Here is a 1,702-nt window from a genome sequence, read left to right as displayed (position 1 = left end):
TGTCAGCATTGAAGGTAAAGATCGTTTGCAGTTGTCTAAAGTGATGGTAAAGTTGAAGAAATAAAGGAAGCTTTCGGGTAATTAGTACTACTCAGCTTCATACATCACTGCACTTCCACCTGTAGCCTATCAACCTGGTCATCTTCCAGGACCCTTTCGTTCCGTAGAACTTGGAGTACTCATCTTGGAGTTGGCTTCGCGCTTAGATGCTTTCAGCGCTTATCCGTGCCGTACATAGCTACCCAGCAATGCAGCTGGCGCCACAACTGGTACACTAGAGGTACGTCCATCCCGGTCCTCTCGTACTGGAGACAGATCTCCTCAATACTCCTACGCCCACAACAGATAGAGACCGAACTGTCTTGCGACGTTCTGAACCCAGCTCGCGTGCCACTTTAATGGGCGAACAGCCCAACCCTTGGGACCTTCTCCAGCCCCAGGATGTGACGAGCCGACATCGAGGTGCCAAACCTCCCCGTCGATGTGAGCTCTTGGGGGAGATCAGCCTGTTATCCCCGGAGTACCTTTTATCCTTTGAGCGATGGCCCTTCCATGCGGAACCACCGGATCACTTAAGCCGTCTTTCGACCCTGTTCGAGGCGTCCCTCTCTCAGTCAAGCACCCTTATACTCATACGCTCTGCGCACGATTACCAACCGTGCTGAGGGTACCTTTGCGAGCCTCCGTTACTCTTTAGGAGGCGACCACCCCAGTCAAACTACCCACCACACGATGTCTCCCCAGGGTAGGGGATTAGAACCTAAGTATAAGAAGGGTGGTATTTCAAGGATGACTCCACAGCCACTGGCGCAGCCGCTTCATAGTCTCCCACCTATCCTACACATCTTATACCCAAGCACAACGTGAAGCTGTAGTAAAGGTTCACGGGGTCTTTTCGTCCCGTTGCGGGTAATCGGCATCTTCACCGATACTTCAATTTCACCGAGCTCGTGGCCGAGACAGTGCCCAGATCGTTACACCATTCGTGCAGGTCGGAACTTACCCGACAAGGAATTTCGCTACCTTAGGACCGTTATAGTTACGGCCGCCGTTTACCGGGGCTTCAGTTAAGACCTTTGGCCTAAGCCTAAGTCCCTTCCTTAACCTTCCGGCACCGGGCAGGTGTCAGACCCTATACTTCATCTTTCGATTTAGCAGAGTCCTGTGTTTTTGCTAAACAGTCGCCTGGGCCTCTTCACTGCGGCTCACTCATCGCTGAGCGAGCGACGCTTCTCCCGAAGTTACGCGTCTATTTTGCCTAGTTCCTTAGCCACGGATCACTCGAGCGCCTGAGGATACTCTCCTCGACTACCTGTGTCGGTTTACGGTACGGGCAGTATATACCTGAAGCTTAGTGGGTTTTCTTGGAAGTATGCTTGGGGCTACTATCACCGCTTTCCGAAGAAATTGGTGTACTATCGTGTTTCAGCTCAAGGAACGGATTTACCTATCCCCTTCAACGCCTACGCACTTCAACGTACTATTCCGTCAGTACGCGAGCCTTACGCGCCTTCGTCACCACATCGCAGTATACACTGGTACAGGAATATTAACCTGTTTGCCATCGGCTTCTCCTCTCGGATATACCTTAGGACCCGACTAACCCTGATCTGATTAACATCGATCGAGGAAACCTTAGTCTTGCGGCGAATCCGTTTCTCACGGATTTTATCGTTACTCATGCCTACATTTGCTTTTCCAG

At 51.4% G+C, this 1,702-nt stretch carries 1 rRNA gene; it reads right to left on the bottom strand.

The window, feature by feature from the left end:
* Nucleotides 1-60 precede the first annotated feature (60 nt).
* Nucleotides 61-1,702 (bottom strand): 23S ribosomal RNA (locus CRP01_RS41615); the annotation flags it as partial.

The sequence above is a fragment of the Flavilitoribacter nigricans DSM 23189 = NBRC 102662 genome (assembly GCF_002646595.1).
GTDB lineage: Bacteria > Bacteroidota > Bacteroidia > Chitinophagales > Saprospiraceae > Flavilitoribacter > Flavilitoribacter nigricans.
This window is presented reverse-complemented; position numbering and strand designations above follow the sequence as displayed.